This is a genomic window from Leptospira chreensis (assembly GCF_016919165.1).
In the GTDB taxonomy this organism is placed as follows: domain Bacteria; phylum Spirochaetota; class Leptospiria; order Leptospirales; family Leptospiraceae; genus Leptospira_A; species Leptospira_A chreensis.
In genome coordinates, this window is sequence record NZ_JAFFPS010000016.1 from 21,544 (window position 1) to 48,098 (window position 26,555).

General features: G+C 41.0%; 23 protein-coding genes. 15 read left to right on the forward strand and 8 right to left on the reverse strand.

Annotated features, from left to right (window positions below):
- Positions 1 to 26 precede the first annotated feature (26 nt).
- From bioD to serB, 7 genes are all read left to right on the forward strand, one after another.
- Positions 27 to 719: a dethiobiotin synthase gene (bioD, locus tag JWG41_RS05180; protein WP_205268880.1), complete on the forward strand. Its 693-nt coding sequence runs from the start codon at positions 27 to 29 to the stop codon at positions 717 to 719.
- Entirely contained in the window at positions 709 to 2,031 is a 1,323-nt protein-coding gene (gene bioA, locus JWG41_RS05185) for an adenosylmethionine--8-amino-7-oxononanoate transaminase (RefSeq protein ID WP_205268899.1), read from the forward strand. The genes bioD and bioA overlap by 11 nt, the downstream gene beginning before the upstream one ends.
- Before the next feature lie 63 nt (positions 2,032 to 2,094).
- Positions 2,095 to 3,150 (forward strand): biotin synthase BioB, encoded by a 1,056-nt coding sequence (gene bioB, locus JWG41_RS05190; RefSeq protein ID WP_205268881.1) that lies wholly within the window; start codon positions 2,095 to 2,097, stop codon positions 3,148 to 3,150.
- Positions 3,151 to 3,242: 92 nt separating this feature from the next.
- A complete protein-coding gene (locus JWG41_RS05195) occupies positions 3,243 to 4,757 on the forward strand; it encodes an MFS transporter (RefSeq protein WP_205268900.1) in 1,515 nt (504 codons plus the stop codon).
- 24 nt (positions 4,758 to 4,781) lie between these two features.
- Entirely contained in the window at positions 4,782 to 4,961 is a 180-nt protein-coding gene (locus JWG41_RS05200) for a hypothetical protein (RefSeq protein WP_002975048.1), read from the forward strand.
- Between the two features lie 19 nt (positions 4,962 to 4,980).
- Positions 4,981 to 5,706, forward strand: coding sequence for a GDSL-type esterase/lipase family protein (locus JWG41_RS05205; RefSeq protein WP_205268882.1), 726 nt, complete (start codon positions 4,981 to 4,983; stop codon positions 5,704 to 5,706).
- Positions 5,707 to 5,708: 2 nt separating this feature from the next.
- Positions 5,709 to 6,626 (forward strand): phosphoserine phosphatase SerB, encoded by a 918-nt coding sequence (serB, locus tag JWG41_RS05210; protein WP_205268883.1) that lies wholly within the window; start codon positions 5,709 to 5,711, stop codon positions 6,624 to 6,626.
- Here the strand turns inward: serB and mutS are convergent.
- The 5 genes from mutS to JWG41_RS05235 form a co-directional block, all read right to left on the reverse strand.
- On the reverse strand, positions 6,597 to 9,119 hold the full coding sequence (gene mutS / locus JWG41_RS05215) for a DNA mismatch repair protein MutS (RefSeq protein ID WP_205268884.1): 2,523 nt from the start codon (positions 9,117 to 9,119) through the stop codon (positions 6,597 to 6,599). The genes serB and mutS overlap by 30 nt on opposite strands.
- On the reverse strand, positions 9,103 to 9,735 hold the full coding sequence (locus JWG41_RS05220; protein WP_205268885.1) for a phosphoribosylanthranilate isomerase: 633 nt from the start codon (positions 9,733 to 9,735) through the stop codon (positions 9,103 to 9,105). Before JWG41_RS05220 ends, mutS begins: the two co-directional genes overlap by 17 nt.
- Positions 9,736 to 9,752: 17 nt before the next feature.
- Positions 9,753 to 10,373: a TetR/AcrR family transcriptional regulator gene (locus tag JWG41_RS05225; protein ID WP_205268886.1), complete on the reverse strand. Its 621-nt coding sequence runs from the start codon at positions 10,371 to 10,373 to the stop codon at positions 9,753 to 9,755.
- A 62-nt stretch (positions 10,374 to 10,435) separates the two neighbouring features.
- Positions 10,436 to 11,635: a folylpolyglutamate synthase/dihydrofolate synthase family protein gene (locus tag JWG41_RS05230; RefSeq protein WP_205268887.1), complete on the reverse strand. Its 1,200-nt coding sequence runs from the start codon at positions 11,633 to 11,635 to the stop codon at positions 10,436 to 10,438.
- A 46-nt stretch (positions 11,636 to 11,681) separates the two neighbouring features.
- The gene (locus tag JWG41_RS05235; protein WP_205268888.1) at positions 11,682 to 12,572 is read right to left on the reverse strand and encodes a shikimate dehydrogenase family protein; all 891 of its coding nucleotides are present in this window, start codon (positions 12,570 to 12,572) and stop codon (positions 11,682 to 11,684) included.
- 74 nt (positions 12,573 to 12,646) lie between these two features.
- Here JWG41_RS05235 and JWG41_RS05240 point away from each other — a divergent pair, with 74 nt between their 5' ends.
- Positions 12,647 to 12,991, forward strand: coding sequence for a hypothetical protein (locus JWG41_RS05240; RefSeq protein ID WP_040917277.1), 345 nt, complete (start codon positions 12,647 to 12,649; stop codon positions 12,989 to 12,991).
- Here JWG41_RS05240 and JWG41_RS05245 read toward each other — a convergent pair.
- Positions 12,896 to 13,738 carry a glycosyltransferase family 2 protein gene (locus tag JWG41_RS05245; RefSeq protein WP_205268889.1) on the reverse strand — a complete coding sequence of 281 codons (843 nt, stop codon included), beginning with the start codon at positions 13,736 to 13,738 and terminating at the stop codon, positions 12,896 to 12,898. The two genes, JWG41_RS05240 and JWG41_RS05245, sit on opposite strands and share 96 nt — an antisense overlap.
- A gap of 2 nt (positions 13,739 to 13,740) precedes the next feature.
- The gene (locus tag JWG41_RS05250) at positions 13,741 to 14,445 is read right to left on the reverse strand and encodes a histidine kinase (protein WP_135577241.1); all 705 of its coding nucleotides are present in this window, start codon (positions 14,443 to 14,445) and stop codon (positions 13,741 to 13,743) included.
- 37 nt (positions 14,446 to 14,482) lie between these two features.
- Between JWG41_RS05250 and JWG41_RS05255 the strand changes: the two genes are divergently transcribed.
- The 7 genes from JWG41_RS05255 to JWG41_RS05285 are packed head-to-tail and all read left to right on the forward strand — an operon-like array spanning position 14,483 to position 25,076.
- The gene (locus tag JWG41_RS05255; protein ID WP_205268890.1) at positions 14,483 to 15,865 is read left to right on the forward strand and encodes a hypothetical protein; all 1,383 of its coding nucleotides are present in this window, start codon (positions 14,483 to 14,485) and stop codon (positions 15,863 to 15,865) included.
- Complete coding sequence (locus JWG41_RS05260; RefSeq protein WP_205268891.1) at positions 15,862 to 17,016, forward strand: S1 RNA-binding domain-containing protein; 1,155 nt, start codon at positions 15,862 to 15,864, stop codon at positions 17,014 to 17,016. The genes JWG41_RS05255 and JWG41_RS05260 overlap by 4 nt, the downstream gene beginning before the upstream one ends.
- An 8-nt stretch (positions 17,017 to 17,024) precedes the next feature.
- Positions 17,025 to 17,492 (forward strand): tRNA (cytidine(34)-2'-O)-methyltransferase, encoded by a 468-nt coding sequence (locus JWG41_RS05265; RefSeq protein ID WP_205268892.1) that lies wholly within the window; start codon positions 17,025 to 17,027, stop codon positions 17,490 to 17,492.
- Positions 17,493 to 17,540: 48 nt separating this feature from the next.
- Positions 17,541 to 18,209, forward strand: a complete 669-nt coding sequence (locus JWG41_RS05270; RefSeq protein ID WP_205268893.1) for an ATP-binding protein — start codon at positions 17,541 to 17,543, stop codon at positions 18,207 to 18,209.
- A gap of 6 nt (positions 18,210 to 18,215) precedes the next feature.
- Positions 18,216 to 20,210, forward strand: a complete 1,995-nt coding sequence (uvrB, locus tag JWG41_RS05275) for an excinuclease ABC subunit UvrB (protein WP_205268894.1) — start codon at positions 18,216 to 18,218, stop codon at positions 20,208 to 20,210.
- A gap of 13 nt (positions 20,211 to 20,223) precedes the next feature.
- Positions 20,224 to 22,596 (forward strand): endopeptidase La, encoded by a 2,373-nt coding sequence (gene lon / locus JWG41_RS05280; RefSeq protein ID WP_205268895.1) that lies wholly within the window; start codon positions 20,224 to 20,226, stop codon positions 22,594 to 22,596.
- Positions 22,593 to 25,076 carry a transglycosylase domain-containing protein gene (locus JWG41_RS05285; protein WP_205268896.1) on the forward strand — a complete coding sequence of 828 codons (2,484 nt, stop codon included), beginning with the start codon at positions 22,593 to 22,595 and terminating at the stop codon, positions 25,074 to 25,076. Before lon ends, JWG41_RS05285 begins: the two co-directional genes overlap by 4 nt.
- On the opposite strand, the gene JWG41_RS05290 is transcribed toward JWG41_RS05285, so the two are convergent.
- On the reverse strand, positions 25,033 to 26,457 hold the full coding sequence (locus tag JWG41_RS05290; RefSeq protein WP_205268897.1) for an ABC transporter substrate-binding protein: 1,425 nt from the start codon (positions 26,455 to 26,457) through the stop codon (positions 25,033 to 25,035). The genes JWG41_RS05285 and JWG41_RS05290 overlap by 44 nt on opposite strands.
- Positions 26,458 to 26,555 lie beyond the last annotated feature (98 nt).

A 26,555-nucleotide genomic window follows, 5' to 3' on the forward strand; every position in this document is an offset into this window, starting at 1 on the left:
CCTGGAATTGATAAAACTTGATCCGTATGGGCCAAGCTTTTTACGTAGCGGGAACCGGAACGGACATAGGTAAGACTTTTTTCTCAAGCCTCTTTATGGCCAAATATGCGAAAAACCATGGGTTTCGGTATTGGAAACCCATCCAAACAGGCCTTACCGGCCCAAGCGATACCGAATTTGTCCAAAAAACAACGGCATTGCCAGATTCCTTCTTTTTAAAACCAGTTTACGAATTTGTTGCGCCCGCAAGCCCACATTATGCCGCCAAACAGGAAGGAAAAATTTTAGATCCTAAATACCTTTTGAACGCAATTGCTAAAGAAAGAAAAACCAATACCCTGATCGAAGGAGCGGGTGGTGTTTTTGTTCCTTGGACTGCGGACTACATTGCCATCAAAGGAATCCAGGAAAGTAACTTACCCGTCGTTGTTGTTGGTTCCACGGAGCTCGGAACCATCAATCATACTCTACTCACTTTGGATGTATTAACCAATCGCTTCATTCCGATTCTTGGATTTTACCTAGTGGGACCGAAAAACGAATTACAAACTGACAATGCAGAAACCATACAAAGATTAGGCGGCACTCCTTGTTTGGGAGTTACCAACTTCCCGGAACAAAAACTTTCCCCCAATGATTTTATTTCCTTTGCCAATGAATCTTTTGATACCAATCGAAATGTAATGGAAAGCCTGCTCGGTCCAGATGATGAAGGATAATCCAGTCCACATACATACTTGGGTTCCCTTAACCATCCAAGACGAAGAAGAAAGTTTACTCGGTATCGTTAAAGCAGAAGCTGAGTTTGTCACTGACTCCGAAGGGAACACTTGGATTGATGCCATTGCCAGTTGGTGGACGATGATTTTTGGCCACCGCCATCCAGAGTTAATTGCTGCACTCAATACACAAATGGCGGAGCTCGATCATGTGATGCTTGCAGGCCATATCCATCCAAAAGCAGAGTCTTTGTCTAAGTCTTTATTAGAACTCACAAACTTTGATTTTCATAAAGTGTTTTATTCGGATAACGGATCGAATGCGATAGAGATTGCTTTAAAGCTAGCCATTCAATACTACCAGAATCATCCAGATCTATCGCCAAGGTCAGAGTTTCTTGTATTTTCCAATTCCTATCATGGAGATAGTATTGGAGCTATGAATGTTTCTGGAAAAAATTACTTCAATCGTATCTTTTCCGATCTAAGGTTTCCCACAAAAGAATTTCCTGCACCCAATTGCCAACATTGTCCTTGGGGGAAGCTCCCAAACACTTGTTCTACGGAATGTTTGGATGATTTAGAACTAACAATCAAACAAAAGAACTATGTGGGAATTGTGATCGAACCTTTGGTATTTGGCGCCAATGGAATGTTATTTTATGATAAAAAAGTTTTGGTAAAACTAAGAGAACTTGCCACAGAAACTCATACCCTTCTGATCTTTGATGAAGTTTTTACGGGGATGGGGAGACTCGGCACCGCTTTCGCTTACCAGAAGGCAGAAACAAAACCGGATCTACTTGTGATGGCCAAGGGACTGACCGGAGGAATGCTTCCTCTCGGAGCCACCCTTGTCTCCGAATTCATTTATAAACAGTTTATCTCAAAAGATCCATACCGTGCTTTTTTTCATGCACATACGATGACAGGAAATCCTTTAGCGTGTAGCGTCGGTTATGCGTCTGTGCAATTATTACAAGAGAGTGGTCTCGAACTTGTGAAACAACTGGAGGTCTCTTTACAAAGCAGAGTAGAACCATTCCAAAGAACACTCGGAAAACGAATTGAAAATGTCCGAGTGATGGGCGGGATTTTTGCTTTTGAATATAAGGAAACCATAGCCGAAGATGAATATTTGAATCCCGTTGGAAAAAGAATTCGTGAAAAAATGAAAGAATTTCGAATTCTACTCCGACCACTCGGCCGCACCATCTACATCACTCCGCCTTATACCATCACGGAAAAATCCCTCGACCAAATTTTTTTGGCTTTGGAACAAACACTCCTCAGCATTGCCGAATCAGATTGAGACTAAATATACGAAGAGATTTTCTTCGTTTACACAGGTTCCGGCAGTCCAGAACCTGTTCTCATGATTGCAGAAATCCAAGAAAAAACAATATCTTCGGCCTCGTCCCTCATTACGGAAGCGGAAGCCCTGGAGATCCTAGAAGGAAAAGCCCCTTTGCTTTCGGTTGTCGCTCGTGCGTCGGAAGAACGAAACCGTTACTTTGCCAATCGTGTTCGCATTCATATATTAGATAATATCAAAAACGGATACTGCCCTGAAGATTGCGGTTACTGTGCCCAAAGAAAAGGGGGAGATTCAGGAATCCAAGAGTATTCTTTGAAGTCTCCTGAAGAGATTTGGGAAGATGCCAAACGTGCCAAAGACAACGGTGCTTACCGATTTTGTATGGTAACTTCGGGTCGTGGTCCAACAGACAAAGCTGTCGACAAACTCGCAGAGACAATCTCCAAAATCAATGGAGAGTTGGGAATGAAGGTTTGTTTGTCTGCAGGAATCTTGGATGCAAAAAAAGCAAGAGTTCTGAAAGACGCAGGTCTCGACAGATACAATCATAACCTCAACACTTCCGAATCCAAATACAATGAAATCTGTTCTACACATACTTTCAAAGACCGACTAACAACACTCGAGGCGGCAAAAGAAGCCGATATCGGACTTTGCTCGGGAATCATCGTGGGGATGGGTGAGGAACTAAAAGATCTAGTCCAAGTGGCATTTGAACTTAAAAAACTTGGTGTGATCTCGATTCCTGTTAACTTTTTTATTCCGATCAAAGGTCATGCTATCCAGAAGTCGTCACTCACTCCTGAATTTTGTATTCGCGTTTTGTCTGTTTTCCGTTTAGTGAATCCAGATTCTGAAATTCGTATCGGTGCGGGAAGAGAAGGTCATTTGGGTTCCTTACAATCCATGGCTCTTTTTGTAGCCAATTCATTGTTTGCTGAAGGATATTTGAATGTGAAGGGAAGTGAGATGGTTCAAACAATGAACCTAATTCGTGACTGTTCTATGGTGCCTGAGTTTACCGAAGGTGTACCAGAAGGATGGGATGATTACGAATCACAAGCCCTCTACGACGAGAAAAATTTTCCAGAGCTCTACAAACATAAAAAGTAGTTTGCCTTTTTTACTTTTGGCGGTATCATGCTCCTACTTTACCGCCTCTAGTGAGAAACATGCGAAAACCGTTTTTACCATTTTCAAAACAGATGAGTTATGCGATCGGCCAATTGGGTTGGTCCACTCTCATCAATATCATTGGTCTCCATCAAGTTTACTTTTATCTTCCTCCGGCTCCAAAACCAGGTCAGGAATGTTTTCCCGATCTCATTGAAAAAATGGCCTTTTGGGGGCTTTCGACCATTGGTATTGTTGCTGCTGTGGGTCGTTTGTGGGACGCCTTTACCGATCCCATCATTGCCAATTCTTCTGATCGGTTTTCCTCGCGGTTTGGTCGGAGGATTCCTTTCCTCTTCCTTGGTGGCCTTCCTGCTGCTGTATTCTGTTGGCTGATTTTTGTCCCTCCCCACAATTTCGTCTCCTCTGCAAACCTCGTTTGGATGACGGGTTGTATGTTGCTTTTTTATTTATTTCTAACGGTGTATGTCACTCCTTTCTTTGCCCTCATCCCAGAACTCGGACATACTCCTGAAGAACGATTGAACCTTTCCACATATATCTCGGTGACATATGCCCTTGGAATCATTGTCGCATCCACAGAGCCCATGATTGCCAATGTATTGAAAGCAAACTTTGTTTTTGATGCAGATCTGTCTGTTCAGACCTTGGTCTCTCGCCAATATGCTTTGGGAATTTTATGTGTGTTTGCTGCAATTTGTATGTACTTCCCAGTATTTACGATCCATGAAAAAACCTATTGTGAATCGGAAGCATCGAGCGTTCCTTTCAAAGAGGCCATCCTCCTTACATTCAAAAATAAGAATTTTCTATACTTCGCTTTATCCGACCTTTGTTATTTCCTCGCCCTTACCATTCTCACAACAGGTATCTCTTACTATGTGACAGTCCTATTAGAATTGGAACGGGAATTTGTAACTCAATTACTTACGGTGATGTTACTCGTTTCTTTTGCTTTTTACCCTGTGGTCAATGCTGTCGCACGAAAGATCGGTAAGAAAAAAACCGTTCTATTTGGATTCTATGTTTTTTTGGCTTTGTTCCTTTCGATTTATTTTATCGGAAAAGATAGTTTGCCTGTATCACCGTATATCCAAGGTTATTTGATCGTGGCTATTGCGGCTGTCCCCATTGCGATTCTTGGTATTTTACCGAATGCCATTCTTGCCGATATTGCTGAACTTGATTCGTTAAAAACAGGATCGAGAAGGGAAGGACTGTTCTATGCCGGCAGAACCTTTATGCAAAAACTAGGACAAACGCTGGCTGTTCTTATCTTTAGTTCTGTCATTCTTCTTGGATTGGACCGAGACACAAAGAAAAATGTATCCCCCCATGTAACGGGGATCATTGCTCCTTCTGTGTCAGAATCTAAGGCAGAAGGGAAAAAAAATTTAGAAGTCGAGGCAAAAATAAGTAAGGATTCCACCATTTGCAAAGTCGAAGAAGTAGAAGCGGGAGGGGAACTCGGCGTACGGCTGACTGGTCCTCTAGCCTCTGCATTCTGTATATTGGCCATCTTTCTCTTTGGAAAATACAAAGAAGATGAAACTTTAGAAGAGATTGCAAAGATACGTGGAAATTAAATCCTGGTTTTTGGAGCTATTCAGATGAGATATCGCATTGAGACAACCAAGTTAAAGAACGGGTATATCGAAGCCAAACTCATCGAGACAACCACAAACAACCCGATCGAGTTTCGGATTTGTGACACGGAAGAATATGCGCAGGCCCAAATCAAAGATTGGCAAAAGCGCTTCCGAATGAATGAACCGCAAGAACAGGATTAAATTCTTCCTTCGATGGGGCATGGTTCTTGCCCTGGTTTCGGGTTTTACTGATTGTAAATCATCCTCGAAACGAGACTATTTCGATACCAGTTTCCAATGTTTTGCAGAGCCAGGGTGGCGAGACGACTCTAACTTTAAAAAGTATATAGAGAAGGCTTGGCTCCCCACACGGTTGTTATACGCAGAAGACAATTCAAAAATCAAAAAAACGGACATAGTGTTCGCTGGTGATAGTTTGGTTCATTTATTTGTACCAGACCTAATGGCCAAAGAATTTCCGGGCCAATCGGTCACCAATCGTGGGATTGGTGGGGATATGACAGAAACTCTACTTTCTCGCATAGAAGAGGATGCCCTTGTCCTCCATCCCGAAAAGGTGGTGATTGAAATTGGTGGGAACGATTTCATCCAAGGAAAGTGTTTGAGTTTGGTGCAAAACAACTTACTTTCCATCATCCAAAAGATTCATTCCAAAAATAGAAATACAAAGATCTTTCTTTTGGCAGTTCCGCCCACGAGGGTGAAGGAGCTAAACCAAATTGTTCCTGTATTCAATTTGTTTTTGAATCAGGTGGCAAGGACTACGGCCAATGTAGAATACATTGAAGTTTGGGACAGTATGAGAAAAATCGATTCTCCTACTCTTCGTGATGAATTCATTCGTCCCAATGGGGACAGTCTGCATTTTAATGAAAAAGGATATGAACTTTGGGGTAAAAAACTCAGACCCTATTTACAAAAGTAAAAATGAATTCACTGTTACTCGTTTCTCGTTCTCCTATTTCCAACTCTCTTCTTTCCGAAACATTTCCCCAAATCAAGTTTGATACGGTAGGTTCTTCTTCTAAAGAAAATTCTGCGAGCGCGGGTTCTCTTCCCTTAATTTCCCATGCGGAAAAGTATGGATTACATTGTGTACGGATATCGCAAAAAGACTCGCTAAAGAGAGAAGAAGTTCTTGTCATTCGAAGGAAGTTAGCAAACCATCAAATTGATTTTTTGTCTGTAGGTCCCTTATTACCTAAAAACAAAGAATCTCTATTTGTATTCGATATGGATTCTACTGTCATCAAAGAAGAAGTCATTGATGAGTTGGCAAGAAAACATGGTGTGTTTGATGCTGTGGCCTCTGTTACCAAACAGGCTATGGAAGGTGGGATGGGTTTTGATGAAGCCCTTCGTTTGCGAGTGAAACACTTGGCGGGACTTTCAAAGGAGAGTTTCAAAGAAGTTTATGATCTATTGACTCTAAATGATGGAATGGAAAAAGTCTTTCAATTTGTTCCAAACAATGGATCCAAACTGGGAATTCTCAGTGGTGGATTCACTCCTGTTCTACAATTGTTCTCGGAAAAATATCCTGTCAGTTTTTACAAGGCCAATGGATTGGAAGAGATGGGTGGAAACTTTACCGGCGAGATTTTTGGTGAGATCATCAATAGAGAAAAAAAAGAAATCTACCTAAAAAGGTACGCTAAAGATCTTTCCATCCCTCTGGATCAAGTGGTGGCTGTGGGGGACGGGGCAAACGATGCCTTGATGCTCGGTGTCGCAGGAATCGGTATTGGAATCCACGCTAAACAAGGATTAAAAGATCAAATCACCAATTGGATTGATTTTACCGATCTATCGGCTTTAGTCTTTCTCTTTGAGGATACGTTTTAATTCATCTAAAATAGACAATGCTTCTAGTGGTGGAATTTGATTGGGATCAATTTGTTTCAATCGTTTCAAAACCTTTTCTTCGTTTGGCGACATGTTAGACGTATTATTGTCCATAAGGCCTGCAAACAAACTCGGCTCTTCGTTTTTAATTTTAATTTCCCTTTTTTTGGATTCGAGACCGGAAAGAATTTCTTTGGCACGATCCGAAACGGTTTCAGGAATCCCTGCGAGTTTTGCTACATAGATTCCGAAAGATTGTTTGGATTTGCCTCGTTTGACTTTTTTCAGGAATAGAATCTCTCCTTCCTTCTCAAAAGTATCCAAATACAAATTAAAGATCCCATTTCCTTTTTCAAGTTCTGTCAACTCATGGTAGTGAGTGGCAAAGATTGTTTTGGGTTTGGGGAATTTGACTGTTAAAAATTCTAAAATGGCCCAGGCAATTGAGAGTCCATCATAGGTAGAAGTTCCCCGACCCACTTCATCAAAGAGAATGAGACTGTTCTCTGAAAACTGATTGAGGATGGTGGCGGTCTCCTTCATCTCTACAAAAAAAGTAGATTCTCCTTTGGTTAGGTTGTCTCCCGAACCGATCCGAGTGAAGATCCGATCCACAACGGCAAGGGATGCTTTTTTTGCCGGAACATAAGAGCCCATTTGGAATAGGATTTGATTGATGGCAATTTGGCGCATAAAAGTGGACTTACCGGCCATATTCGGACCAGTTAACACTGCTATGGCGTTGTCCTTGGGATTGAGCTCTAAACTATTGGGTACAAAACGTTCGCCAATGGGTAAAAAGGTTTCTACAACAGGATGGCGGGATTCGGAATAATTTAGGATTCCATCATTACGGATCTCAGGTCTTGTCCACTGGTATTCTTCTTTGATTTCTGTAAGGGATAGATGGTAATCTAAGGAAGCCACTTCATTGGAGAGAGTTAAGAATTCTTCATAAAGAGAAATGCAGTGGGCCACGAGTTCATCAAATTTTTCTTTTTCAATCCTTTCGATGATTTCGTCGGCTTGGAGGATGGCTCTTTCTAATTCTTCTAACTCAGGGGAAGTGAATCTTTCTCCCGTAACTAAAGTTTGTTTTTTTAGAAAATGAGAAGGAACTTCTTTGGCTTGGGCTTTGGAAATTTCGATAAAGTATCCGAGGATTTTGTTATAACGAATTTTAAGTGAAGAAATGCCGGATGATTTTTTTTCCTTCTCCTCTAATTCCAAAATCCAATCTTTTCCTTTTTCGCGAGCAAGGATAGCATCATCGTATTCTTTATTGAATCCCGATTTTAAAAAAGGTGAATTTCCAAGGAATACAGGTAATTCCCCCTCAAACAGAGTGTCGAAAAATAATTTAGATAAAGCGTTTAGTTCCTTGGGTAGTTTGGAAAAATCGAAACCGATTCCGTCCAAAATGGTTTTGATGGTGGAAGTCGATTCTAAACTTTTATCAATCCCGCGAAAGTCTCGGGGGAGGGCTTTTCCCACGCGAAACCGAGTGAGGACTCGTTCCAAGTCAATCAAGTCACCTAACAATTCTTTAATTTGAAATCTTTCTTTTTTATTGGCCGATAGGATTTCTATTTTATCCCAATGGGCTTTGATTTTATTTTCATCTCGAGTGGGGAATAAAATCCTTTGTTTTAAATATCGTTTTCCAGTGGCAGTGATACAACGGTTGAGTACTCCAAAGAGAGTATGGTTTTTATCATTGGGATTTTCAACGAGTTCTAAATGAGAGACGGTTTGTTCATCTAAGACCAGATATTCACTTTCATCGATTCGTCTAGGTGATTGGAAAACAAAATTTTGTTTGCGATAGTTGTATTGGAGATAGGCATCGAGAACATGGACTACCGTATCAATTCCTGCTCCCTTTTTTTTGGGAATATAGTCGGGAGGAATTTGGGAAAGGATGATTTTGGAATCTTTAGTGATTGGGGGAGCTACATCAGTAAAAATGATTTCTTTGGGTGAAAACCGTTTAATAGTGTCGTTGATTCGTTCAGTTTCTGTTTCGGAAAAAAAGAAATATACGAGTTCGGATGTAGAAACATCAGCAAACGCTAAATATACAGATGTTTTCTCTTTATAATACAAAGATAAATAATTGTTTTGGTATCCGCCGAGTAAATTGTCTTCTACGACTGTGCCTGGTGTGATGATTCGCACCACTTCTCTCGACATGATTTTGGCTTTTGGGTCTTCTGCTTTTGTTTGTTCACAGACCACCACTTTTTTTCCAGCAGCAATCAGTCTTGAAATATAACTTTCTGTAGCATGATAAGGAATCCCCGCCATTGGAATTTGGTTTTGTCTTTTGGTGAGAGTGATGTCTAAAATTTGTGCAGCAATCTTGGCATCATCTAGAAACATCTCATAAAAATCGCCCATCCGAAAGAATACAATCCCATCAGGATGTTGTTCTTTTACTTCCATATATTGGCGCATCACGGGAGTATTTAAGGCTTCATAATGTTCGGACATTTTGTACCAATTCTTGTATTTTCTTTGGATCTTTTTTGCCGCCTGTTTCCACACCACTGGCCACATCAATCCCGTAAGGATGGACAGTTTCTAAAGCAGTTTTTACATTTTCCGGAGTGATGCCACCAGCAAGTAAGAATGGTCGTTTTACGGATGTTACATACTCCCAAGGGAAACTATGCCCAGTCCCACCACCCAAGTCTTTATTATAACTATCTAAAATCACTAAGTCTGATTTTGGTTCTAAGTCTGCATCAGAAACTACTTTCTCTTGGATCCGAATGGCAGGCAGGAGGGATTTTTTTTCTGTTAAGCTTTCCCAGAGTTCTTTTGTGAGAAACTTGTCCCCACGAATGAGCTGTACTAGGTCTGGTTGGAAACGCATCCTAAGATTTTGGATTTCGGTAACAGGGTTTTCAAAAAATAAAAATACGAGTTTAGGAAATCCTGGTTTGGATTTGAGTGTGAGTAAAGTCTCCGCTGTCTTTGCATCAATAGAACGTGGAGAGCGAGGGGAAAAGTTGAGACCAACAAAATCGACCTGGAGATCCACACAGAGTTCCAATGTGGCCAGGTCTTTGATTCCGCAGATTTTGATTTTGTATCCGGTTCCCATTCAAGAACCAGATTGAATCAACTCAGATCAGAGGCAATCGATCCTTTGTATCCGTAGTGCAAAAATTTAAGGAAACTATCCTGATAGAATAACATATCCTGTTTGGAAATTCCTTGTCTCACCATCTGGACGAAGATATTGAGAAAGAAGGAAAGGATATTGCGAACAACAAACTCACTCACTTCCCCTTTATAACTCGGAGTTTTTTCTTTAAAGGCGGTGTACTGTTCAAAATTGATTTTGGTCAAACGCGTGAGGACGGTATCTGGAAATTCTTCTAGATGCGAACCTTGTGATTTGGTTAACAAAAGGATAAAGTCATCTCGGTTGGAGTCAACATATTCGAGTGCAATATGGAAACGTTCTTTCCAAGCATCATAACTGTCGTTAAATCTTTTTTCGAAATAATCGGGATGGGAAACGTAAGCAAAAGCTTTTTCCATCCCAGAAAGAACTGGTTGTAAAATCTCTGTTAGAAGGTGTTCTTTGTTTTCAAAGTAATTGTATATATTACTCGTTGAGACCTTTGCTTTTTTGGCAATGGTTCGCATACTGGCCTTCTCAAATCCGAGTTGAATGAATTCATCCCGAGCCGCTTGTAAGATTTCTTTTCGTGTGTGTTCTTTGGGAGTTTGCATGGTCCTGAACGATGTTTCCTAAAAGAACAATGTCGTTCAGGATTCATTTGTAAAGTCCAATTTTACATGTTTGTTGTATTTTGTATTAATTTTGCCACAATTCCATACAGGCGAAAACTTCCTAACACCAATACCGGGAGTCTGCCCCGGAATAGAGGTATGAGTTCGTCTTCTGTCTGAACCTTGGTGGTTTTGGTTCTTAACACCTCTGGGAGTTCCGGAAAGCTACCAAATCCAGCTCCTTCCCAAAGATAAAGGGAGTGGATCGGGAGGTCCAAGAGTTCCGCTAGAATTCCTTCCCGGTCTTTGTCGGGAAGGCTCCCCAAAACCAAGGAAAAGGAAGGGTGGGACTTGGCAAATTCATGGGTAGTGGTTGCGATCGCCTCCGGGTTGTGGGCAGGATCAAAGACAATTTCTGGAGAGGGTCTTAAGACTTCCATCCGGCCACGAGGAGGTTCTGTATCTATCCAAGTTATGGATTCGATTTGAATTTTTTTTTCGGGAACGAAGGTGGCAAGGGCAGTCTTTGCAAAAAGAAAGTTCGTTTCTAAATACGTGGGTTTTTCTTCCAGGGGGACGATCCGAACGGGGGTTTTGTTTTTTGGATAATTCTGGATCATAGTTTCTAGGCCTTGGTCCTTCGGATCCATTACCACAAGTCCCCGGCAAACATCGGTTAGAATTCCTAGTTTCTCAAGGCAGATTTTTTCTTTCGAATCTCCGAGGATTTCGGAATGATCCACTCCGATCTTTGTCAGCACCACAAAATCTGCTTGGACAAGTTTTGTGGCATCAAGCCTTCCTCCAAGTCCCGCTTCCCAAATTTCAAACTCCGTCTTTTGAAAAGAAAAGTAGAGATAAGAAAATATAGTTAAAAATTCGAAGTAGGAAAGGGATTCAAATTCTTTCCGATCGGGGAGAATGGAATGGATAAAGAAGTCCTCCACATCCTTTTCATTGGGAAGTTGTGGTTTGCCATCTCGAAAGATTTGGAACCGTTCCAAAGGAGAGAGAAGGTGGGGTGAGGTATAGAGTCCTGTTTTGTACCCTAAAATGGATAGAAGAGAAGCTAAGTAATGTGATGTGGAACCTTTTCCATTGGTTCCAACAACACTGATCCGAATGGGTTTATGAACTTTGTGTTTGGAACTCTGAGATAGAAAGAGTTTAGATAATCCTTCCAATGTATAGGATTTGAATACATTGAAGTTTCTTGTTTTTTCTATATTTTGTAAACTATGTAAAAAATCTAAAAACTGCATGGCCTATTTTATTGGATCAAAGGAAACGAATTGATACTCATAAAACCTAAGATCTACTTTTCAGTTGTTTCAAAAGTAAAGATTCTACTTTTTCGATCCATTTGGTTTTGGCTTTCGAGTTTGTAAACAGTTCAAATTGTTTGATTCCTTGGTAAAGTAACATATGATACCCAGGAATGATCTCTGCTTTTTTCTTCTTTGCTTGTTTTACCAAATCCGTTTCTAACGGATTGTAAACAATGTCGAATAACGTGTGTTTTTTGGTGAAAAATTGCGAATCTAGTAGTGGCTCCCCGCCATATCCTTTCATACCCACAGGGGTTGTATGAATGATTAAATCATATTGGTCTTTTTCCTTTTGGCATTCTTCTTTCGTAGTGAGTTCCAACCAATTCGGATTTCCGAGAGACGTTTGGATTTCTTGAGACGTAGATGCATTCCTTGCGAGAAGTTTGATCTTTCTTTGAATCTTTTTGTCACGAGTGTTATTTTTAAGAGCCTCGGCCAATGCAAAAACAATTCCTTTGGCACTTCCCCCGCTCCCGAGAATTAAAATTTGTTTTTCGATTCCAGGATCTAAGAGCTTTGGATTGGATTTCGTGATGGAAAGAACGGCACCAGTTCCATCGGTATTCACAGCTTCGATGCCATCCCGCAAGAGTAAGGTATTGGAAGCACCCATGGTTTTCGATGCGTTACAAACAATGTTCGCTTGTGAATAGGCCCATTCTTTGAAAGGAATGGTAACAGAAACACCTTTTACACCCAAATCCATGAGGGGGCGTAGTCCGATCTCCTTCCACTTTTCGTTTTCAAATACCAGATACACTCCATCATATCCAGAGAGTTGGAATAGGGTATTATGAATCCAAGGGGAAAGGGTATGGCCTAAGGGATATCCCAAGATCCCAAATATCTCAGTGTGTTTTGAATACAAGGAAAACCTCTTTTTTTATCTTATGGACTAAACAATGGCTTACCGAAAATAGGTATTAGACAGGTACAAGAACAATGATTTCATTACCGCTTGCCGCACCATCGGAACCATGGACAATTCTAGTAGATATTTTATTCTTTTTTCTCGCATCCGCAGCCTGTGCCTATTATTTTTATTATTATAAACGTAAAGACTTACTCGGAAAATTTTGGGGCTCTACTTTTGTAGCAGGGATTGGTGCACTCATCGTTTTTGCAACCTTCCAAACCTACATTCGCGATATCATCATGTGGCTCATGTCCCCAAAAATTGGATCCACGCAACTATCCAACGTGAATTTGGTTGCCATCTTTCTTGGTGGATTTACCGCTCTTTACATCATGAACCGAATCAACCATAACAAAGAAAGAAGAGATTGATTTCGATTTTTCATATAACTTTAAATACTTAAGAAAATTATAATAAAACCCTAGAAGGGCGAGAACAAATCCTTGTTTCCCATCTAGGATTCCCAACCGAATCCAATACATATAAAACCCTTTAAAACACGCCTTTAAAAAAGCCCAGAACACAGAACTTGTTTTGCCTTTTCTAAATTCTTCTTCTGCAAATAGACTAGAGTAACGATCAATGAATTGTAAATGATCGGAAATGTTTTTATAAGAATAATGATAGAGTGGATTTTTTAGTTTGATTGGTTTTCCGATGAGTTTGACTCTTTCGTGCACCAAACCACCGCTAAACTCTCCAGCAGTTTTTTTAAACAAACGAATTTGGTAGTTAGGATAGTATCCACCGAAACGAATCCACTTTCCTAAATAATAAGTCAAACGAGGAACAAGGTATCCAACGGATTGTAATTGGTTTTGGGTAAATAAATCAGAAATTTCTGTTTGTAGACCATCTGACACCACTTCGTCGGCATCAATGGCAAGCACCCAATCAAACTTGGTTTGTTCAATCGCAAAGTTTTTTTGATCCGCGTAGTTTACGAATTTACGATAAAAAACACGAGCTCCCATAGACTTTGCAATCTCAACAGTTTTGTCTGTGGAACCAGAATCGATGACAACGATATCTTCAATAAAAGAAAGGGCAACGAGTGTGCGAGAAATGTTATCCTCTTCGTTGAGGGTAATGATGGCACAGGATAAAGGAAGAGGCATATTTAAATTTGGTTGGGGTCGCGGACAGAGATGAACTTATCAGAGAGAGGAATTTCCAAACGAGCGATGGTGGAATCTTCTCCGATGATGATGCGAAAGAAATTAGGGTCGATACCTTCCCCTTTGAGCATAATGAGAATGAGAGCAAGGCCAAGACCTGCACCTTCTGTGGTGTCAGCATTGTCCATGTAGAACTGAGCGATGTCATCATACACCATTCCTTTCTCCAATCGTTCTCTAATTGCTTTTTCTTCTTCTTTGGCAATGGGTGTGTTGTTGATGACTTCGATGGTGATTCCATCGTCAGTGAATTTAAAGTTAATTAAACAATAGTATCCTTTCTTTTTGGCTTTCATTCCAAATTCGTTGGACATCTCTTCTGAAAACATTTCGCGATACTCTCTGACTCCCCTTGCATATTGCGATGGGTTTAACATACTGTATCCGCGTTCTTCAAAAAAGACACGTTTTTGGTTGGCTTTGCAGGCATTGATGGCCAGTTCTTTGATGATGGTATAGAGAGTCGGGACAAGAGTGGGGTAGGTGAGACGATCCAGGATAAGGCCTACGGCCTCCTTGATGTGTTCCTCAACGGATTTGGAGACCCGGTGAGTCTTTAGCGAGAGAATTTTCCCATTTTCGATGTGTAATTTGATGTGATCAGAAATCTCGCTTGTTTCCTTTCCCATACCCGAAATCTTTTCCATTCTAGTCCTTACTGTCAAGGTAACTAAGACCGCTAGTATGAAAAACCGCAGGCTTCTATTCCTCTCCTTATTTCTATCGGCTTTTGCCCCCACGATACTTTTGTCTCAAAATTTGAAAATGAAATCAGTGCGGATCTGGAACAGTGAAAAAGCCAATTTTGGTGGATTTGTTGATTTAGAGGTGGTGCAAGGGAAAATCATTTCTTTGAAAGAAAGTACACCCATTGTACATCCTAAGTACTTATTGCCTGGATTTTGTGATGCTTCTGTCACTTTGGGATCGAATTCTCGTGGCGGAAAAACAGGCCGCGAAGAACTTCCCACATACCTTTCGGGGTATCTCGCTGCAGGATTTAGTCATATTGAATCTGTAGGGGATCCTAATCTTTCCCACTTACAAAATGAAATCATCAAATCGAAATGGCTTTCGCCCATCCTCACCCAATCCCAAAAACCGGCTTTATATTCCGAGTTGTCTGTGGGAGAAGGTGGCCTTTACACTTCGGGTCTTACTCTGGCCCTGGATCCCAAACGAAATCGCCACCTCCCCATTTTTTTAAAAGAAGTGGAAAACCGAGGGTTTTCGCAAACCGAACTCTATGCCAAACGAAGAGAAGGAGAAGAGAAAGGATACCTTCCTGTGGCCTATACTTTCTCGGACAAAACCAGCTGGGAAGATGCTTTGGATACAGGTTTTCCTGTGATCTTCCATCCTATGCCGGAAGGAACCAATCTCTACCGAGCCCAAAAACGGGACTTCCGCTGGGCTCCCATGTTATCCATTTTGTATCTCCAAAGCCTAAAACAAAAACCAGAAGATTGGAAAGAAGAGATCCAAGTTTGGTCTCGCCTCCATTCCGTCTTTGGATCTCGTTGGAAGGATGCGATCTCCACGGAACCAGATGGGGAAGAAGAGGAGGGAAACCTTACCAGTAACTCTTTTTCGGAATACCAAAAAACCTTCCAAACCGAAGTTGAAGCCAGAAGGAATCTCCTTTTTGCCAGTGGGGCCGGGCATTGGGGACTTTTCCCTGGGCAGGCTGCCATTGTAGAAGTGCGACTTTGGGAGAGTCTTTTGGCAAAACGACCTAAAGATAAAGCGGATGCTCCCGCAGGCAAACCGGGATTTTGGTCTTCGCTTTTTGGCAGTTTTTCTCCTAGTTTACGACCCACCAATGCGGATCCAGAGACCTTGCCACAGATTCGTCGGGAGATCCTCCAAACTCTGACCCTAAAGACTTGTTCCTTTATTGGTGCTGATCACGAGGGAAAGATCCGGATCGGTGGCCCTGCCCATTTTTCAGTGCATGACGAAAATCCTTTGAAACGCGCTTCCGGAATATTTCCAATTGAATCCATGGTATTAGGAGGAAAATTGGTCTATACCCCAAAACCCACCAAGGAAGGAACCGCAAAATGAAAGGCCCATCCTCAGAATTTGAACGTTTATTAGAAGAAAGTTTTAAAAAAAGACAATCCATCGAACCTGGCTCACGTCATGAAGCCAAAGTAACAGCTGTTAAGAATGATTATGTTTTCATTCGTACTGTAGAAAATAAAATCACAGGAAATATTTCCATTGAAGAATGGAGAGAAGAAGTATCCCCTAAGGTTGGTGATTCTCTGGTTGTTTATTTTTTAAAAGAAAACTCTGGCGATTTTTATTTTACCACCTGTCTTTCTGGAGACAACCTAACAGAAGAACATATGGAGATGGCAGCGCAGTACGAAATCCCTGTACTTGGTCAAATGCTCGTCGAAGCAAATGGCGGCTGGGATGTCAAACTGGGTAGTTATTCTGCCTTTGTTCCCTTTAGCCAATTGGATGTTTCCTTAAAAGGTACAAACATTGCTGGAAAACGAATCAGATTTGTGATTTCGGAAATTGGCAAAAAACAAAACAAAATTGTTTTATCTCAGAAAAAAATTGCTGATAAAGAAAGAGAGACCAAAAAACAACTGTTACGTGAAGAGTTGAAGGCGGGAATGTTTGTTTCCTGTACAGTCAAAAGCATTCATAAGTTTGGTCTCATAGTAGACATGGATGGGTTTGATGCTTTGGTTCCGCAATCGGAAGCAACATACAAAAAGAACGCCGACCTCACAACGGAATTTCGTGTGGGAGAATCTCTTCGTGCAAAAATCCTGACTCTGGACTGGTCCACAAACAAAATCTCTCTCAGTGTAAAAGATTTCCTAAGTGATCCATGGTCTGGAAAACTTCCTTTTAAAGAATCGGACATTGTATCTGGAACTTTAGAATCGATCAAACCATTTGGACTCTTTGTTCGGTTAGGTGATGATTTTTCCGGTCTTGTGCCAAACAAAGAAACGGGTGTACCTTCGCGAACTCCTTTAAATACGGTATTTAACCCCGGTCAAAAATTAGAAGTTTTTGTAATGGAAATCAATCCAGAAAAAAGACAAATTGCTTTGTCTATTTCTAAAGCATCCGAAGCCAAGGATCGAATGGAATACCAAGAATATATGTCCAAGGAAGAAACTTCCGGATCTGTCTCTAGTTTTGGACTCGCCCTTCAAAAATCTTTGGAAAAAAAGACCAAGAAGTAATTCACGATTTGGAGATCGCACTTTACCGTCCCGAAATCCCACCTAACACGGGAAACATCGCTCGCCTTTGTGTCAATGTCGGAGTCCCTCTTTCCATTGTGGGGGAGCCGTCTTTTGACCTTTCCGAAAAGGCCGTCCGGCGGGCCGGTCTTGATTATTGGAAGGATTTGGATTTAAGACGATTTGCCGATTTCGAAGAGTTTCGCGCCAAAAAAGAGGCGGAAGGAAGCCGGATTTTCCTGGTTTCTAAGTTTGGAACTAAGGTTTACTGGGATGTGGACTTTCAGGCGACGGATGTCTTTCTTTTTGGAAGGGAAACATCAGGACTTCCCGAAGAAATCCATAAGTCCTGCCCTCCAGAACATATTATTTCCTTACCTATGGCAGAGGTGAGTCGTTCTATCAATCTTTCCAATGCTGTGGCCATTGTACTTTATGAAGCACTGCGTCAAGAGAAAACACGGACTAATCCCTAAAGGATAAAACAATTTACAACTCCTCCGTTCCCGTTGAAATGGGAATATATGCCGTTCCCTCTCTCCAGAACTGAGTTAGAGAAAGAAGTGAAGACTTTGTTCTCCAATGGCCTCTCGGGGAATGTGAACGATTTTCACTCTTGGGTGTTTATGGAAACCCAGAGAAAATTCAAGGACAATCCAAATACGACTTTGGAAGTTATGACGGCTCTCCTTGAAGACTTAATCAAAGACGGAATCATCACAACAAATCCCATTGACCCAAGGGAGTATCTACTTCCCGACGCTTCTCCTATCATTCGTAAGATGGGAACCACCGAACAGTTCGTAATCCTTGGTGCACTTTCCTACAACCCGATGCAATATGTTAGGGCGAGGTTAGATTATTTTCTGAAACGGAATGGAATCGCTGAAGAGTTACGAATGGATCTTTGTATTGCGACTGTAGAAGCAGTAGAAAACGCAGCAAAGTATGGTGACGGTGGTGGTGTGGAAGTGATTTTTAAAATCGACAAACACAATACTTTCACCATAGAAATGATCAATACTGTAAAAGACTTTAATCTAGAAGATGATATTCAGAGAGGTAAGTTTTCTTCCACAGCAACACTCATGCGTGGTATGATGGTCATGCAAAAACTTTTTGATTCCGTTGATTTAGAAATCAGCGACAATCGAAAACAAGCTATACTGAAAGCAACTCGTAAACTAACATAGGTCCCTATGGCAAATTTCAAAATGGTTTCTCCTTTTAAGGCTGCCGGAGACCAGGTCGAAGCAATTGAAAATATTGCAAAGTCCTTCGGCGAAGGTAAAAATAAAATTACACTAGTTGGTGTGACTGGTTCTGGAAAAACCTTTACCATGGCCGAGGTCATCACCCGTGTTAAAAAACCAACTCTCATTTTGTCACATAACAAAACACTGGCGGCACAGCTCTTTCGGGAGTTTAAAGACTTTTTTCCAGAAAATGCTGTAGAATACTTTGTTTCTTATTACGATTATTACCAACCAGAAGCTTATGTTCCTTCTTCCGATACATTTATTGAAAAAGATATGTCAATGAATGAGGAAATCGACAAACTTAGATTACGTGCAACATCAAGTTTACTCGAACGAGATGATGTGATCATTGTCAGTTCTGTTTCCTGTATTTATGGTTTGGGTTCTCCCGAAGACTATATGAACTCGGTAGTCATGTTGAATGTTGGGGATAAAATCGATCGGGACCAAATTATTAGAAAATTTTTACATATCCAATATGCTCGCAACGATATTGATTTTAGCCGGGGAAATTTCCGTGTTCGTGGAGATACCATTGAAATTATGCCTTCTTACCAAGAGGAAGGAATTCGGATTGAACTCTTCGGGGATGAAATTGATGGGCTTTCGAAAATTGATCCGCTGACGGGAAAGGTAAAAACCAAGTTAGACCGAGTGGTTGTTTATCCAGCAAAACACTTTATCACCTCAGGCCCAAAAATCAAAGACGCTATCGAAAAAATTAAAGAAGAGATGGCGGAACAAAAAGAAAAATTCCTCAAACAAGGAAAACATTTAGAAGCCGAACGAATCGAATCCAGAACCAATTACGATATGGAAATGCTTGTGGAACTTGGGTATTGTAGTGGGATCGAAAATTATTCTCGCCACCTAACAGGAAGACAGGAAGGGGAAAGGCCGGCTTGTTTACTCGACTATTTTCCCAATATGGATTTTTTACTCATCATTGACGAATCTCACGTAACTCTTCCGCAAATCGGAGGTATGTATGCCGGAGATAGGTCCAGAAAACTAACGTTAGTTGACTTTGGGTTTCGACTTCCGAGCGCTCTCGATAACAGACCTTTGAATTTTCAGGAATTCGAAACCTTAACTCCGATGACTTTGTATGTTTCTGCCACACCGGACCAAAATGAAATTAATAAAAGTGAAGCAGTCATTGAACAAATCATTCGGCCTACAGGACTACTTGATCCTGTTGTGGAAGTTCGTCCGACCACAAATCAAATCGAAGATTTATTAAACGAAATCCGACTTCGGATCGAACAAAAAGAACGAATCCTCATCACCACTCTGACAAAAAAAATGTCGGAAGATCTAACGGATTATTATAAAGAAGTGGGTTTGAAGATTGCTTACCTACATTCTGAAATTGATACCATTGAAAGAACAGAAATCATCAGAGACTTACGCAAAGGTGTTTATGATTGTATTGTTGGGATCAATTTACTCAGAGAAGGTTTGGACCTCCCTGAGGTTTCTCTCGTTGCCATTTTGGATGCTGATAAAGAGGGTTTTCTTCGAAATTATAAATCCCTCATCCAGACCATTGGACGTGCGGCAAGGAATGTAAACGGTAAGGCCATTCTTTATGCAGACCGAATGACTGATTCGATTAAAAAAGCAATCAGCGAAACAGAGCGACGCCGTCTAATCCAGGAAGCTCACAACACAAAAATGGGGATCACACCTCAAAGTATCATTAAAGAAATCCATGACATTCTACCGCGAGAAATGGCGGAAGAAAACAGTAAAGAAGAAGCTCTCAGGGAAATGGAAAAAGAATTTACCCTGAAGAAATACAAAACCAAAGACAAGTTACGCGATGCATTGAAACGAGAAATGTTACGTTTTGCATCCGACTTGGATTTTGAAAAGGCCGCTATGTTTCGTGATAAAATGTTAGCACTAGGGCCCGATAAGATAGAATCATAAGGTAGGACTCCGATTGGAAACAAATGAATTTTGGGAAAACCCAACAAAATTGGCGAGATTGGAAGATTCGCTTCCGAAACAAATTTTCCTTCTCCCCATTAAGGTAAGACCTGTATTCCCAGGAATCATCACTCCATTAATTGTTCCCCCAGGTCGTTTCATTCATTCCATTGAAGAGTCATCGAAGGGTGCAGGTTTTGTGGGTCTCATTCTTTTAAAAGAAGATGAGTCGGACCTTCCTTCCGAGGATAATATTTTTCAAATAGGGGTTGTGGCTCGAATTTTAAAAAAAATCAATCTGCCTGATGGTGGGATGAATATCCTTGTGAACACCATCCAAAGATTTAAAATCAATTCGATCCATACAAAAGAACCAATACTTATTGCTAACGTAAGTTATCCGGAAGAAGAACTCGGTACAAGTAAAAATAATATCAAGGCTCTGATGCGAACCTTACTCATTTTGACAAAGGAACTTGCGCAAAACAATCCTTTGTTTACTGAGGATATGAAACTTACGATGATGAATGTGAACGAACCAGCGAAAATGGCTGATTTTGTTTGTTCCATTTTGAATTTAGAAAAAGAAGAATACCAATCAGTGATTGGTGCCATCCAAATCAACGATCGTTTAGAAAAAGTATTATTATACCTTAAAAAAGAAATCGAGTTGGTGGTTTTACAGAAAAAAATCCAAGAACAAATCAACGATAAAATAGACAACCAACAACGCCAGTTTTTTCTCAGGGAACAACTAAAAGCCATCCAGCAAGAGTTAGGTGCCGGTGAAGACAAAACAGAAATCAAATACGAAAAACTTTTAGAGCGACTCAAGGCAATTCCTGTTTCTGAAGAAATCATTGTAGAAGTGGATAGGGAAATTGATAAATTCAAAAACTCCGATCCGATTTCCAGTGATTATAATGTGATCCGAAACTATTTGGATTTGGTAGATGCCCTTCCTTGGGAAAAACCTGCCGAAAAGGAAGTCAATCTGATCCATGCCAAAAAAATTCTAAACCGAGACCATCACAAACTAGAAGATGTAAAGGAAAGGATTTTAGAATTTTTAGCAGTTCATAAATTAAATCCCAAAAGCAAAGGATCGATCCTTTGTTTGGTGGGCCCTCCTGGTGTGGGGAAAACATCCATTGCTAAGTCTGTAGCGGAAGCTTTGGGGAGAAAGTTCTACCGGTTCTCTGTTGGTGGAGTGAGGGATGAAGCAGAAATCAAAGGGCATAGACGCACTTATATTGGAGCTATGCCTGGAAAACTCATCAGTGCCCTAAAGATCGCAAAAGAAAGAGATGCTGTGATTTTACTAGATGAAATTGATAAGATGTCCCAAGGTTACCAAGGGGATCCGCAAGCAGCCCTCCTTGAAGTTTTAGATCCAGAACAAAATTCCAATTTTCGCGATCACTATTTAGATTTACCTTTTGACTTGTCAGATGTTTTGTTCATTGCTACAGCCAACACGTTTGAACCGATCCCGCGTGTCTTACTCGATCGTATGGAAGTCATCCAACTCTCCGGTTATATCACGGAAGAAAAAGTGCAGATCTTTCAAAAGTACCTTTGGAAAAAAATCTTTGAAAAGAATGGTTTGAACCCAAATTCTTTTTCGATGAAAAAAGAAACGGTGGCCTTACTCATCAATTCTTATTCTCGTGAGTCGGGACTACGTGGACTTGAAAAAACATTCGATAAGTTAGTTCGTAAAATTGCCTTAAAACAGGTGTTAAAGGAAAAATATTCCAAAGAAATTCGAGAAAAGGATTTGGTAGATTACCTTGGCACTCCACCGTTTGTGGATGATCGTATGACCATTCCTAAGGTTCCGGGAACGGCCCTTGGCCTTGCTTGGACCAATGCGGGTGGATCTACTCTTCTCATTGAAGCGGTTCTCATTCCTGGAAAGGGAGGAATCACTCTGACAGGGCAGATGGGAAAAATGATGGAAGAATCAGCGACCATTGCTTTGTCTTTTGTTAAGAATTATATCAATAACGATCTTTTGTTTGATAAAAAGGCTGTCCACTTACATGTTCCTGATGGTGCGACTCCCAAAGATGGCCCAAGCGCTGGGATTACCATGGCAACTGCGATTCTCTCCCTTGTAACCGACAAGGTCATTGCGCCGGGGTTCGGTATGACCGGTGAACTCACGTTAACTGGTGAGGTTCTTGCGATTGGGGGACTCCGTGAAAAGATCGTAGCCGCCAAACGAGTTGGTGTCAAAAAAATCATTTTCCCGAAAGACAATGAAAGGGCATTCCAAGAAATCCCTGACTATGTCAAACGTGGGGTGACCTTCTATCCTGTAACACGTTTTGAAGAAGTGGAAAAACTTGTTTTTCCAAAATCCAAAGGTAAAAAGAAATGAACCAGCAACCTAGTTCCTTTGTTCTCATCTTAGAAGTATTGTATGGACACCTAACAGATCTTCTTCGTTTTTTCTGGGTACGGCGAGTCCGATTTTTCACACTCGGGCTTGTACTTGGAATCTTTTTGTCTTTTTTCTTTTTGGGTGGAGCCTATGTGGTTTGGTCAGGTGAGGAAGCTCGTGTCCATAAATCACTCGAGAAATACCGATCGGAAGTATCCAACTTTTACGATAGTTTTCAACCCAAGTCTGTCAAAATTTTAGACCGCAGTGGGAAGGTGATGGGGGAATTCTATCGTCGTAACTTCAGGCCCATCCGCACTGATAATTTAGCAAAACATAATGTGATTGTTTGGGCCGTTCTTTCTTCGGAAGATCGAGAGTTTTTTTCTCATTCTGGATTGAATTATACGGCCATTGGTCGTGCGGTTGTAACCAACTTAGTACAGTTTCGATTGTCGCAAGGTGGGTCTACCATTTCCCAGCAGTTAGCCAAACTCACGTTAAACTTAGGAAAACGAAATTTATTCAATAAACTGACAGAACTCTATTGTACATTCTATATAGAAAGCCAATACTCTAAAGAAGAAATTTTAGCCATGTATCTAAACCAAATTTTTTTGGGTGAAGGGAATACAGGTGTGGAAGAGGCGGCAAGGTATTATTTTCGTAAACCCGCTTCGGAGCTCAGTCCTGAAGAAGCAGCCCTTCTTGTTGGAATCATTCCCGCACCAAGTGTATACAATCCAGTTCGAAATTTAGGAATCGCTCTTTCTAGGCAAAAACGCGTGTTATATGATATGGCACGAAATCCAGAACTCCATCCTTCTGAAAAAGAAATCCCACATAAGTTTTCTGATTCGATTGAACTGAACTTAAAAAAATTTCGAACGATCTACAAAGTCAAAGAATTCAAGGACGAGGATGGAAATCCTAAATACTCTAGCGAAATTGGAAAATACGGTGCCGATAAGGATTTCCGTGTCAATTTAGCTCCCGATTTTAATTCGGAGATTCGACGGTTTATTTTAGAACGATTTTCCAATGAAGATTTAGAAGAACGGGGATTACTTGTTTATACTACATTGGATTTGGAAAAACAAAGACTCGCCGAAGATGCGTTACGTGTCGGTGTGGACTCAGTCAGAGCCGATTTGACAAAACAAGAATCCGAATACCAAAACAAAGGTAAGGCGGACTTAGCAGAAGTCACCAGGGCCATTTTACCCCAGCTGAGTGGATCTATGATTTCCCTTGATCCCGAAACCGGAGACGTGGAAGCCATGGTCGGTGGATATAAAATATCGAATGTATTCCGATTCAATCGTGCAGAGGATGCGAGACGCCAACCGGGATCAACAATCAAAGCTCTTGTTTATGCACTTGCCTTTGAGAAACGGATTGTGAATCCCTCTTCCAAAATCAAAGACGAAAAATTAGACATCTCTGGTTATTCACCTAAGAACTGGTATAAGGGATATAAGGGTGATATTACTGTGAGGCAAGCCCTTGCCCAATCTGTGAATACAGTTTCTGTAAAATTATTACATGAAATTGGAATCTCTTATTTTGTTCAAAAACTAAGTGCGATTCTTTCCATCCCAGAGGAAGAGGCCGATGCCCGGTTCCAAAGAAATTTATCTTTAGCACTTGGTTCTGGCGAACTCAGCCCTATGGAACTTTCTGTCATTTATGCCACCCTAATGAATGGGGGAAGGCGAGTCACACCAAGAAAAATTATCAAAATTACCGACTTAGATGGGAATGAATTTTATAGCACGGTTGCCAATGAGGCCGCAGAACAAATATTAGATCCTGTTGCCTGTGCCATGGCTATCAACACTTTACAATCTGTGCTTACCGAAGAAGGCACCATGACGTTAAAGAAAAAGGAAGGAGAACCTTTTTTATATGCCGGAAAAACGGGTACGGTGCAATCTCCTAAATTAAAATCATCCAGATGGAAGGGACTGAAAGGTGTTCGCGATGTATGGTTTGCCGGGCTCACTCCTAGAAATGTAACAGTCGTTTGGGTAGGTCATGATGAAGGAGCTCCTTTCCCCGGATCGGGATCTGGAGTCTCTGGTGGGATTTGGTACAGATACACACAAAATGTAAAATCAAAACTCGGAATGGGAAATCAACTGATTTCTAATTTTGTGGGAGACTTCGTTAAAGTGGATGTTTGTGCGGATGATGGAACCATTATGGAAACAACACCAAATTACATTTGTAAGGTGCCACTGTATGCGCAGTATTATTATATCGGGGACTTACCTCCCAAACGTGCTGGTTTTGTAAAACAAGAACCTCCAACACAAAACTCAAACCTTAAGCCAGAATTAATCGATGATGATTCTGAAATTTCAACTTATGACGCACAAGGGAGTCGTATCCAGCCAACGGCTGTAGACTCAGTGGAATTAGAGCCACCACTTATAGAAAATCGGCGAGCGCGTTATAACGAAGAAAATCCTTAGACACCAAATAATTTTCCTGGATAGACCAAAGGAAAATCCAGGGTTTATCTTCTCTGATTTTCTCAATGGCTCGGAGAGCATCCTCATCCGTTTTGGAAGGTTTGTCTAGAATTCTACCAACCTCAAGATTACGATAGAAGGAACGATTTCCTCCATTCCCCACTTTCTCTGGATGAAAGAGCGGGTCTAAAAAATTCCAAACAGAATCAAAATCAGAATACCAAGTAAGAAGAGTGAGATCTCCTTTCCCTTCTCCGTTTTCTTTGTATAGGGGTGCTTTCTCCATTGGTCTTAATTTGATCGTAAGACCAATCTCTTCTAATGCTTGTTTGATGGCGCGTCCTTTGGCTTGGTTTTCGTCATCCCCACGCATCCGAAATTCCAAAATTGTGGTTTTGATTTTGGGATAACAAGTAGACAATTTTAATTCTGTAATCGCTAAATCCTTGTTATAGTTTTCCACTTGGTTATTTTTTACTTTTACCATATTTCCCAAATAATGGAAAGGGATGGGTCCATAAGTTAAATCTGCATGATTTTCTAACAATTTCTGAATGATCAAATTTCGAGGGATGGATAAATTGAGAGCCGATCGAAAGTGATGATCAAAACAAGGATTGTTTTGGTTGATGGCCACGTATTGAACCGATCTTCCTTTTTTAGTCAGCGTAGATTCTTGATTTGCTTCCGGCAGAGAAAGAAGAAAGTCAGTGAGTTTGAAGGCATCTAACTGGCCCTTGCGATACAAAAATAAAGAAGTAGAAGATTGAGGTAAGATCAGAAATCGGATCTTCTTCGGAAAGTTGGGATCTGTTTCTCCATTAAAGTTTAAGTCTATGAATTCATTTTTTTTCCATGTGATCAGTTTGTATTTTCCATAAGTATGCAAAACTTCGTGTTCCCATTCCGCTTTGCCGATGATGGATGCAAAAGGTAAACTGAGTTTCTCTTTCCATTCCGTTTCCATGGTGCCCTTTTGAAATTCTAACTCCAGTTGGTTTTCGGATAAAGAACGAACTGCCAGTAAGAACTGGTAATCTCCCTTTCTCGGATACGTTTCCTTTATGAGTCGTGATAAACTGAACTGGATATCTTCCACGGGAGGCGCTGTAGGGCGGAGTTGGAAACGCCAGATTTCCTTGTTTGGGTGGGAAATTTTCTGGTAAGAGAGAATCCAAGGCGACTGAAAACCCTTGGTCTTGCGGGAAAAGAGGCCCTGGTGCAGGAATTTTGCCAATTTCTGGCCAGACAAGTCAGTGATATAGAGCGGGTCCAAATGGGCAGGATCGGAAGGAAGTGCGATTTTTAGGTCAAAATCGAGAGTTTCCTTTCGGCAAAAAGTGAGGGACAAGAGAAAGAAAACGAGGGATAAGGTTCTCATACGTGAAGATTTACCGAAAACTCTGGCCATACTTGGCAAAATACAAATACAGACTTAGCTTCGGTGTTTTCTTGTCCATATTTGTTTCCATTTTTAAT

What these genes read in the sequence shown, in the direction of transcription:
- JWG41_RS05205 (WP_205268882.1), top strand. Translation starts at nt 4,981, where the DNA reads ATGGTTCTTGCCCTGGTTTCGGGTTTTACTGATTGTAAATCATCCTCG.
- JWG41_RS05245 (WP_205268889.1), bottom strand. Translation starts at nt 13,738, where the DNA reads ATGCCTCTTCCTTTATCCTGTGCCATCATTACCCTCAACGAAGAGGAT.
- JWG41_RS05225 (WP_205268886.1), bottom strand. Translation starts at nt 10,373, where the DNA reads ATGCAAACTCCCAAAGAACACACACGAAAAGAAATCTTACAAGCGGCT.
- bioA (WP_205268899.1), top strand. Translation starts at nt 709, where the DNA reads ATGAAGGATAATCCAGTCCACATACATACTTGGGTTCCCTTAACCATC.
- JWG41_RS05220 (WP_205268885.1), bottom strand. Translation starts at nt 9,735, where the DNA reads ATGGGAACCGGATACAAAATCAAAATCTGCGGAATCAAAGACCTGGCC.
- JWG41_RS05230 (WP_205268887.1), bottom strand. Translation starts at nt 11,635, where the DNA reads ATGCAGTTTTTAGATTTTTTACATAGTTTACAAAATATAGAAAAAACA.
- mutS (WP_205268884.1), bottom strand. Translation starts at nt 9,119, where the DNA reads ATGTCCGAACATTATGAAGCCTTAAATACTCCCGTGATGCGCCAATAT.
- JWG41_RS05285 (WP_205268896.1), top strand. Translation starts at nt 22,593, where the DNA reads ATGAACCAGCAACCTAGTTCCTTTGTTCTCATCTTAGAAGTATTGTAT.
- JWG41_RS05240 (WP_040917277.1), top strand. Translation starts at nt 12,647, where the DNA reads ATGATTTCATTACCGCTTGCCGCACCATCGGAACCATGGACAATTCTA.
- bioB (WP_205268881.1), top strand. Translation starts at nt 2,095, where the DNA reads ATGATTGCAGAAATCCAAGAAAAAACAATATCTTCGGCCTCGTCCCTC.
- JWG41_RS05255 (WP_205268890.1), top strand. Translation starts at nt 14,483, where the DNA reads ATGAAAAACCGCAGGCTTCTATTCCTCTCCTTATTTCTATCGGCTTTT.
- JWG41_RS05195 (WP_205268900.1), top strand. Translation starts at nt 3,243, where the DNA reads ATGAGTTATGCGATCGGCCAATTGGGTTGGTCCACTCTCATCAATATC.
- bioD (WP_205268880.1), top strand. Translation starts at nt 27, where the DNA reads ATGGGCCAAGCTTTTTACGTAGCGGGAACCGGAACGGACATAGGTAAG.
- JWG41_RS05290 (WP_205268897.1), bottom strand. Translation starts at nt 26,457, where the DNA reads ATGAGAACCTTATCCCTCGTTTTCTTTCTCTTGTCCCTCACTTTTTGC.
- JWG41_RS05260 (WP_205268891.1), top strand. Translation starts at nt 15,862, where the DNA reads ATGAAAGGCCCATCCTCAGAATTTGAACGTTTATTAGAAGAAAGTTTT.
- JWG41_RS05270 (WP_205268893.1), top strand. Translation starts at nt 17,541, where the DNA reads ATGCCGTTCCCTCTCTCCAGAACTGAGTTAGAGAAAGAAGTGAAGACT.
- serB (WP_205268883.1), top strand. Translation starts at nt 5,709, where the DNA reads ATGAATTCACTGTTACTCGTTTCTCGTTCTCCTATTTCCAACTCTCTT.
- uvrB (WP_205268894.1), top strand. Translation starts at nt 18,216, where the DNA reads ATGGCAAATTTCAAAATGGTTTCTCCTTTTAAGGCTGCCGGAGACCAG.
- JWG41_RS05200 (WP_002975048.1), top strand. Translation starts at nt 4,782, where the DNA reads ATGAGATATCGCATTGAGACAACCAAGTTAAAGAACGGGTATATCGAA.
- JWG41_RS05250 (WP_135577241.1), bottom strand. Translation starts at nt 14,445, where the DNA reads ATGGAAAAGATTTCGGGTATGGGAAAGGAAACAAGCGAGATTTCTGAT.